This is a genomic window from Streptomyces sp. NPDC007162, assembly GCF_040634175.1.
GTDB lineage: Bacteria > Actinomycetota > Actinomycetes > Streptomycetales > Streptomycetaceae > Streptomyces.
In genome coordinates this window covers 1-8,791 of record NZ_JBEYFC010000387.1, presented here as the reverse complement: position 1 = coordinate 8,791, position 8,791 = coordinate 1, and the positions used below count along the sequence as shown (strand labels likewise).

The window sequence follows — 8,791 nt, the reverse complement described above, 5'->3', positions numbered from 1 at the left end:
GGCCCCGGCATTCACGCCGGGGCCCACCGGCCGTTTTCCCGTCACCCCCGTGAGAACATCGTCTCGATCCGTCACCCGACCGGCCGTCAGAAACGCGCCAGGTCGTGAAAAGGGGTCAACGACGGAACCACACGACAGGTTCCGCTCAGGCCTCATTGCCCGGCGTGACCTGCCGTGATACACAGAGTGACCGTACGGGCCCTTCGTACGAAACCCGCCAATCAATGACGTCAAGTCGACATACTCCGGCGGCTTTGTCAGCGAGAATAGAGCGTGACCTCTGCACCGGGCAGGGGCGGCCAGAACTACCCACCAGGGGCGGTGACTTACATGTTCTACGCGGCCGACAAGGGAGACATCAACACCATCATCGGCGGAATCGCTCCGGACTGGGGGCCTTTCGGCAGCCTGGGCAACGAGGCGAAGACGATGATCCAGGTGGTCATGGCCGTGGCCATCCTCATCTGCCTCGGCATCGCCGTCTGGGGTGCCGCCAAACAGCGCATCGGCGCCACAGCTCTCCGCGACACCTTCAGTGCCGAGCAGGGCAAGGGCCTCATCATCGCCGGACTCACCGGGGTCTTCATCATCGGCTCCCTCGGCACCCTGTTCACCATCGTGTACGGCATGGCCGTCTAGGCCGCCTGGACCTCACCCTTCCCCGCTCCGAGGTTGCGTTTCCCTGATGTCGAGTCATAACACCGCGCCCGCGCGGGAACCAGCACGGCTACCGTCGTACTGCTACGCGTTCCGGTACGACGTGGAGGGGGAGTACGCGGCATGAGCCTCGGAGACGAGCCCGGCTACCCGGAGACCGGCCAGACCCGCACCCGCCTGCCCGACGACCCCTACGGCGGCGCATCCCGCCGCGGCGGCCGCTCCTCCTCACGGAGCCTGGTCACGGTCGTCGGCGTGGTCGTCCTCCTGATCGCGGCGATCGCCTTCGCGAACAGAGGCGACGGCGACAACAACGACTCGTCGTCAACCACGACAACCAACGGCGGCACCAACGGCAGCCAGCCGACGACATCACCGACATCGGCAACGGGAACCAAGCCGGTGGAAACAAAGACAAACGGCATCCCTTCAGGCTTCGCCCACACCGAACAGGGAGCCGAGAGCGCGGCGGCGAACTATTCGGTGACGCTGGGCTCGACAGGCATGTTCACCACGGACAGCCGGCACAGAATCGTCAACGGCCTCTACACATCGGCCGCGGCCGGCAAGCTCCAGACCGCCATGGACGCGGCCTACTCGGCGAGCTTCCTCAGCAAACTGGGCCTCGACGCAAACGGCAACGCCCCGAAGGGCAGCACGTTCGTGTCCCGCACGGTCCCGGTGGGCACCACGGCCGAGCAGTACACCGACAGCAACGCCAAGGTGTCCGTGTGGTACGTCGGACTCATCGGCATGTCGGGTACATCCTCGACCAACCCCGTCACCACGACCTGGAAGACCTGGACCTTCGACCTGCAGTGGGCCGACGGCGACTGGAAGATCAGCGCGGACACGCAGATGGACGGCCCGGCGCCGGTTCCCGGCGACGACCAGGCCGCAGCTTCCGACGAGATCAGCAAAGCCGTCGAGCAGTACGGAGGGTTCACTTATGCCCGGTAACCCGCGTCGCGTACTCAAGCTCACCGGCGTCCTGGCCTCTGTGCAGACCACGGTCATCCTGGTGGCGACCCGTGCCGTGGCGGACCCGACACCTTCGCCCACCGCCAGTCTCTCGGCCTCGCCCTCTCCCTCGGCGTCCCCGAGCAGCGACTCGTGCGGTCTGCTGATCGGCCCCGCCAAGGACTACTGCGAAAAAGGCGCCGGCAGCGGCAACGGTGGTGGAGTTGGTGACAACCCGCTCAGCTCCACCCTCGACCCCCTCTCCTCCCTCGCCCAAGGCTGCGCCAAAGCCGCCTCCTGGACCATCGGCAAGCTCAGCGGTGCCGTCAAGGAGACCGCCAACGTCGACTTCACCAACGAGAAGTTCCTCCAGCAGTACGCCGTCGTCTTCGCCGCCTCGACGATCCTGACGCTCCTGCTGTGGCTGCTCGCCGTCGCCAAGCGCGCGGTCCGCGGCGTCCCCCTCACCACCGCCATCTCCGAGGCCGTCGGCTTCCTCTGGCTGACCGTCCTGGCCTCCGCCTTCACCCCGCTGATCCTCTACACCGTCGTCTCCGCCACCGACGGCGTCACCGACGTCCTCGCGAAGACCACCGGCAACCAGACCGACACGTTCTTCGGCACCTTCTCCGACGCCCTCAACAAGGGCGACGACATCGGCGGCGGCCCCATCATGCTGATCGTCGTCTCCCTGGTGAGCATCCTCGCCGCCGGCGTCCTGTGGCTGGAGCTGGTCATCAGGGCCGCCCTCCTCTACGTCGGCGCCCTCCTCGGCACCGTCGTCTACGCCGGCCTCGTCGACAAGAACCTGTGGGGCCACGTCCGCCGCTGGGCCGGCATCATGATCGCCGTCATCCTGGTGAAGCCGGTCATCGTGATAGTGCTGGGCCTCGCAGGCGCCCTCTCCTCCGACGGCGGCCCCGACGCCTTCTCCGCGGTCGTCTCCGGCCTCGCCATCATCCTGCTCGCCATCTTCGCCAGCGCGATGATCTACCGCTTCGTCCCCGGCTTCGGCGACGAGATCGCGAACGGCCGCAACAACCGCATCATGCAGGGCGCCGAAGGCAAGGCCGCCGCCGTCATCAGCAGCCCCGCCAACCTGGTCGCCCAGGGCATCCGCACCCACAGCGCCCGCGCCGACAACAACGGCGGCGGCTCCTCCGCCGCCCGCCCCGCCAACCCGGCCTCGGGCGGCGTCGCCGCGCACAGCACCCGCGCCTCGACCGGCGGCGGCGGATCTGTCCCCTCCGCCGCACCCGCCCCCCGCGCGCCCAGCCCGGTGAACACCCCGCACGCAGGCAACACCCGCAACAACAGCTCGGGAGGTGAGGGGCGTTGACGACCGAGTCCCATCTGTCCCATCCGATGACGCCTCGCCGTACGTATCTCATCGGCCGCGCCCGGCCGAACGCGATCGTCGGCCGCAACCGTGAGTCCGGCGAGATCGGCCTGATCATCGTCGGCGCGTTCCTCGGCATGATGTGCGGGCTCCTCGTCCCGATCCTCTCCCTGCGCATCGTCCTGCTGATGGGCTTCCCGCTGCTCGCGCTGGCCGCGGTCTACGTGCCGTACAAGCGCCGCACGTTCTACAAGTGGTTCGAGATCAACCGCAGCTACAAGCGGACCCTGCGCTCGGGCACCGTCTACCGCTCCACCGCCAGCGAGGCCGGCACCCGCATCGACGGCCGCGAGGTCGAGATCGGCCCGCCGCCCGGCATCGGCCGCATCAGCTGGCTCGCCGCCCCCTTCGGCCCCGACGAGATCGCCGTACTCCTGCACGCCGACCGCAAGACCGTCACGGCCGCGATCGAGATCGAGGGCCCGGGCGTCGGCCTGCGCGACTCCGAGGACCAGGAAGCCCTCGTCGACCGCTTCGGCACCCTCCTCAAGCACGTGGCGAACGGCGACGGCTTCGTCACCCGCCTCCAGATGCTCGCCCGCACCCTGCCGGCCGACCCCGACGCGCACGCCAAGGACGTCGCCCAGCGCGGCGACGACAAGGCACCGGGCTGGCTGGCGCAGTCGTACGACCAGCTGCAGTCCATGGTCTCCACCAGCAGCGAGCAGCACCGCGCCTACCTCGTCGCCTGCATGCACTACTCCCGCGAACTGGCCGCCGAGGCACACGCCATGGCCCGCGCCGCCCGCCCCCAGGCCGGCCGCAAACTGGACCGCGACTCCGGGCTCGCCGTCGTCATGGCCCGCGAGCTCACCGACATCTGCTCCCGCCTCCAGGAAGCGGACATCCGCGTCCGCCAGCCCCTCGGCCAGGGCCGCCTCGCCTCCCTGATCCACTCCATGTACGACCCGGACCACCCCATCGACCACATCCAGGCGATGACCCAGCGCAACGCCTGGCCGGCCGAACTGGACGCCATGGAGCCGACCTACCTCCAGGCGAAGACCCGCGAGTCGTCCACCCGCGAACCCTGGTGCCACGCCACGGCCTGGGTGAAGGAGTGGCCGATGACCCCGGTCGGCGTCAACTTCCTCGCCCCGCTCCTGGTCCACACCCCGGACGTCATCCGCACCGTCGCGGTCACCATGGACCTCGAACCCACCGAGGTCGCCATCGAGCGCATGCTCACGGAGAAGACCAACGACGAGGCGGAGGCGTCCCGCGCCGCCAAGATGAACCGGACCGTCGACCCCCGCGACATCGCCGCCCACAACCGCCTCGACCAGCGCGGCGAGGACCTCGCCAGCGGCGCCGCCGGCGTCAACCTGGTCGGCTACATCACGGTGTCCTCCCGCTCCCCCGAGGCCCTCAACCGCGACAAGCGCACCATAAGGGCGTCCGCCGGAAAGTCGTACCTGAAACTGGAGTGGTGCGACCGCGAGCACCACCGCGCCTTCGTGAACACACTGCCCTTCGCCACCGGAATCCGAAGGTAGAGGCTGATGCGCTGATGAGGGACCCGCTGTCCGTCCTCACCGAAGCCTTCACGTCCTTCCTGTTCGGGAAGGTCGAGACGACCCGCTCCCCGGTACGCACCTCCACCGGCCAGGCCCAGGCGGTCTACCTCCCCACGGCCGCCCCCGGCCTGGGCGACTCGGGCGTGATCATCGGCCGCGAGGTGTACTCCGGCAAGGGCTACATCTACGACCCCTTCCAGCTCTACGGCCAGCAACTGCCCGCCCCGCACTGGCTGGTCCTCGGCGAGTCCGGCAACGGCAAGTCGGCCCTGGAGAAGACCTACGTCCTACGGCAGCTGCGCTTCCGCGACCGCCAGGTCGTCGTCCTGGACGCCCAGGGCGAGGACGGCGTCGGCGAGTGGAACCTCATCGCGGAGGAGCTGGGGATAACTCCGATCCGGCTCGACCCGACGGCCGCCCTGAACCACGGCATCCGCCTCAACCCGCTGGACCCCTCGATCACCACGACGGGCCAGCTCGCGCTGCTGCGCACCATCATCGAGGTGGCGATGGGCCACGGCCTCGACGAACGCTCCGGCTTCGCCCTGAAGGTCGCCCACTCGTTCGTCAACGAGACGATCCTCGACCGCCAGCCCGTCCTGATGGACATCGTCGAGCAGCTACGGCACCCCGAACCGGAGTCGGCCGAGGCGATGAACGTCGCCATAGACGACGTACGGGCCTGGGGCCTGGACGTCGCCCTGGTCCTTGACCGCCTGGTCGACGGTGACCTGCGCGGCATGTTCGACGGCCCCACCACGGTCGGCATCGACCTCGACGCCCCCCTCATCGTCTTCGACCTGTCCCACATCGACCGCAACTCCATCGCCATGCCGATCCTGATGGCGATCGTCGGCGTGTGGCTGGAGCACACCTGGATCCGCCCGGACCGCAAGAAGCGCATCTTCCTGGTGGAAGAGGCCTGGCACATCATCAACAGCCCGTTCGTGGCCCAGCTCTTCCAGCGCCTGCTGAAGTTCGGCCGGCGCCTGGGCCTGTCCTTCGTCGCGGTCGTCCACCACCTCTCCGACGTCGTGGACGGCGCGGCGGCCAAGGAGGCCGCGGCGATCCTGAAGATGGCGTCGACCCGGACGATCTACGCGCAGAAGGCGGACGAGGCGCGGGCGACGGGCCGGGTCCTGGGCCTGCCCCGGTGGGCGGTGGAGATCATCCCGACCCTCACCCCCGGCATCGCGGTCTGGGACGTCAACGGCAACGTCCAGGTGGTCAAACACCTGGTCACCGAGACGGAACGCCCGCTCGTCTTCACCGACCGCGCGATGACCGAGTCGTCCAGCGACCTGGCCGACGCCGACGACGCGCTGCGCGCCGCCGAGCTGGAAGCGGAACAGCGGGCGGCGGCCTTCGTGGAACAGCACCTCGGCGACTCCGAGTCGACGGTGGCGTAGGGAGGCCGTGCGTGAGACCGGACCCTCGGCAGGAGCGGGAACACCGCGGCGGTGGCGGCGTTCCCGACGGCCTGCTGATCGGCATACTCGGGTTCCTGCTGGGCGTCACGGTCCTGGTGTGGACGGCGACGGGACTGGCCGCCTGGTTCGCCCACGGCAGCTGGCCGTCGACGGTCACCCTCACCCACACACCACCGGCGATGCGCCACCTCATCGGCGAACCGCACGACCTCTCCGGCGCCTGGCCCGGCACACCGGCGGCTCGGCTGTCCGGATGGGGCCTGTTCTGGGGCCTGTTCCTCGGCCAGCTGATGATCCTGCTGGTCCTCACCGTGTTCGTCCTCGGCACGGTGGCCCGCTGGCGCGCGGCCCGAAGAAGCCGGAACGCGACAGCCGGCCAGGCAACGCCGACCGACGCGACCCCGAGCCCGAACCCGATTCCGAGCCCGATTCCCAGCCCTACACGAGCGACCGCCCAGGACCTGTCCCCGGACCCCTCCCAGCCGTCCGGCCCGGCCGTCCTGGCGACCGGCACCGAGCAGGTCGCCCCGGGCCCGGGACCGGACGGCGCAGTGCTCCCCCCACCGGCCCGCGGCGCCCGTCCGGCCCTCGCCTCCGACGGTCTCGACGCTCACTCCTCCCTCAACGGTGAACGGGTGGGCGGGTGGGCAAAGCTCCACATCGCCCCCACCGAAACCCGCCGGACAACCGCGACCCAGGCCATCCGCGACGCGGCAGGCCCCGCCCTCGTCGTCACCTCCAACCCCACCGTCTGGTCCGAGACCAAGGACGCCAGAGCCAAACTGGGCCCGGTCCTCCTCTACGACCCGAACCACCTCTGCGACACCCCCGCCCGCTTCCACTGGTCCCCCACGGCCGGCTGCGCGGACAAACAGACCGCGGCCCTGCGCGCCCAGTCCCTGCTCACCCCCGTGAAACCCACCGCGAAGATCGACCAGGCGGTCACGGAGACCGCCGAGACCCTCCTGCGCAGCTACCTGCACGCCGCCGCTCTGGAGAACCGCACGATCCGCCACGTCCACCGCTGGGCCCAGGGCACGGGCGTCCAGGACGCCGTACGGACCCTGCGCACCCACCCGAAGGCGGCCCCCGGCTCCGCAGGCGAGCTGGAGGCCGCGCTCACCGCACACCCGGAACGCCGGGACATCGCGCAGGAACTGACGGCCCGTGCCCTGGCCGCCCTCTTCACCGTCAACATCCGCGAGGCCTGCAATCCCAACCGATCCGATGCCCTCGCTTTGGATTCCTTCGTGCATGAAGGGGGCACGCTTTATGTGGTCGGTGAATCCATCGAGGACCCCAGGACCAACCCCGGCGCGATGCCCCTCCTGACGGCCCTCGTCTCAAGCGTGGTCGAGCAGGGCCGGCGCATGGCCGAACGGTCATCCTCCGGTCGGCTCGACCCACCACTCACCCTGGTCCTGGACGACGTGGCGGCCGTGGCCCCCCTCCCGCAGCTGCCCGACCTGCTCGCCACCGGTCCGGACCAGGGCCTGCCGGCCCTCGCCCTGCTGCGCTCCCACGAACAGGCCCGGTCCCGCTGGCCACACCGGGAACTACCGGTGTAGGACGAACTCCACCTCGGTCTCGGCCTCGTTCTTGTCGAACGGCACGAGCACCCCGCTCGGCACGAACCCCGCCTTGCGGTACGCCCCCTGAGCCCGTGCGTTCTCCTCGTGCACCAACAGCCGCACCCGCTCCGCACCGCGTTCCCGCGCCCAGGCGACACCGGCGTCGAACAGCGCCCCGATCAGCCCGTTCCCACGGTGCTCGGGCCGCACGAAGACCCCGACGACGTGCCCCTGCCGCTGCTCGACCGGGAAGCCGGCCCAGTCCGTGGACCCGGCCTCCTCGATCAGCACGGTCAGCGAACCGGCCCACGTGCCGTCCGCCGCCTCCGCGATGAACTGCCGGGCCGCACCGGCTTCCTCGGCGGACCGCGCGGCCCGCTCCCGGTAGAAGGAATCGGGCCGGGCCAGCGCCTCCTCGTAGGACTCCAGGAAGGCGATGTACGCGACCGGGTCCCGCAGGGCGACGAGCCGAAGCCGCTTGACGTCCTCCCACTCGTCGGCCCGTATCGCACGAACGACGTATTCACTGCTGGTCGAAGCACTCATGCGGCCAAGCTAACGCTCACCCCGGCCCTGTTGTCAGTGCCCCCCCTCTACCGTGAACGTCATGACGACTCTGCCGAACCGGCCGAACACCGCCCTGCTGGTCGTGGACGTACAGAACGGGGTGGTGAACACCTCCCACAACCGCGACGAGGTCATCGCCAACATCAACACCCTGATCGCCAAGGCCCGTTCCGAGGCGGTCCCGGTGATCTGGGTCCAGCACTCCAGCGACGAACTGAAGCCGGACAGCACCCCCTGGGAGTACGTCCCCGAGCTGACCCGTGAGGCGACCGAGCCCCTCGTCCACAAGCGCTACGGCGATTCCTTCGAGGCCACCGACCTGGAGTCCGTGCTGGCCGAGCGCGGGGTGGGCCGCCTGGTCGTCACGGGCGCCCAGACCGACGCCTGCATCCGCTCCACCCTGCACGGCGCGATCGTCCGCGGCTACGACGCGACCCTGGTTGCCGACGCCCACACCACGGAGGACCTCACGCCGTACGGTGCGCCGGCCCCGCAGCAGGTCATTGCGCACACGAACCTCTACTGGGAATGGCAGGAGGCCCCGGGCCGCAAGGGCGGCACGGTCACCACGGCGGACGTGACCTTCTGAAGCCTCGAAGACCCATAACGCAGAAAACCCCCGCATCCACGGATGCGGGGGTTTTCCCAATATTTGTTCGGCGGCGTCCTACTCTCCCACAGGGTCCCCCC

8 protein-coding genes are annotated in these 8,791 nt (G+C 69.6%); 7 read left to right on the top strand and 1 reads right to left on the bottom strand.

All coding sequences use genetic code 11. From position 1 onward, the window contains the following. Positions 1–330 precede the first annotated feature (330 nt). From ABZ646_RS33375 to ABZ646_RS33350, 6 genes are all read left to right on the top strand, one after another. On the top strand, positions 331–639 hold the full coding sequence (locus tag ABZ646_RS33375; RefSeq protein ID WP_046732870.1) for a hypothetical protein: 309 nt from the start codon (positions 331–333) through the stop codon (positions 637–639). Positions 640–780: 141 nt separating this feature from the next. After that, positions 781–1,617: a hypothetical protein gene (locus ABZ646_RS33370; protein WP_360527288.1), complete on the top strand. Its 837-nt coding sequence runs from the start codon at positions 781–783 to the stop codon at positions 1,615–1,617. After that, positions 1,607–2,956, top strand: coding sequence for a hypothetical protein (locus tag ABZ646_RS33365; RefSeq protein ID WP_360527285.1), 1,350 nt, complete (start codon positions 1,607–1,609; stop codon positions 2,954–2,956). Before ABZ646_RS33370 ends, ABZ646_RS33365 begins: the two co-directional genes overlap by 11 nt. Continuing rightward, on the top strand, positions 2,953–4,512 hold the full coding sequence (locus ABZ646_RS33360; RefSeq protein ID WP_360527282.1) for an SCO6880 family protein: 1,560 nt from the start codon (positions 2,953–2,955) through the stop codon (positions 4,510–4,512). The genes ABZ646_RS33365 and ABZ646_RS33360 overlap by 4 nt, the downstream gene beginning before the upstream one ends. A gap of 14 nt (positions 4,513–4,526) precedes the next feature. After that, positions 4,527–5,942 (top strand): ATP-binding protein, encoded by a 1,416-nt coding sequence (locus ABZ646_RS33355; protein ID WP_360527279.1) that lies wholly within the window; start codon positions 4,527–4,529, stop codon positions 5,940–5,942. 11 nt (positions 5,943–5,953) lie between these two features. Next, the gene (locus tag ABZ646_RS33350) at positions 5,954–7,531 is read left to right on the top strand and encodes a type VI secretion protein (protein ID WP_360527276.1); all 1,578 of its coding nucleotides are present in this window, start codon (positions 5,954–5,956) and stop codon (positions 7,529–7,531) included. On the opposite strand, the gene ABZ646_RS33345 is transcribed toward ABZ646_RS33350, so the two are convergent. Further along, positions 7,520–8,080 carry a GNAT family N-acetyltransferase gene (locus ABZ646_RS33345; RefSeq protein WP_360527273.1) on the bottom strand — a complete coding sequence of 187 codons (561 nt, stop codon included), beginning with the start codon at positions 8,078–8,080 and terminating at the stop codon, positions 7,520–7,522. The genes ABZ646_RS33350 and ABZ646_RS33345 overlap by 12 nt on opposite strands. Positions 8,081–8,141: 61 nt before the next feature. Between ABZ646_RS33345 and ABZ646_RS33340 the strand changes: the two genes are divergently transcribed. Beyond that, positions 8,142–8,690 carry a cysteine hydrolase family protein gene (locus ABZ646_RS33340; protein WP_360527271.1) on the top strand — a complete coding sequence of 183 codons (549 nt, stop codon included), beginning with the start codon at positions 8,142–8,144 and terminating at the stop codon, positions 8,688–8,690. Positions 8,691–8,791: the final 101 nt, after the last annotated feature.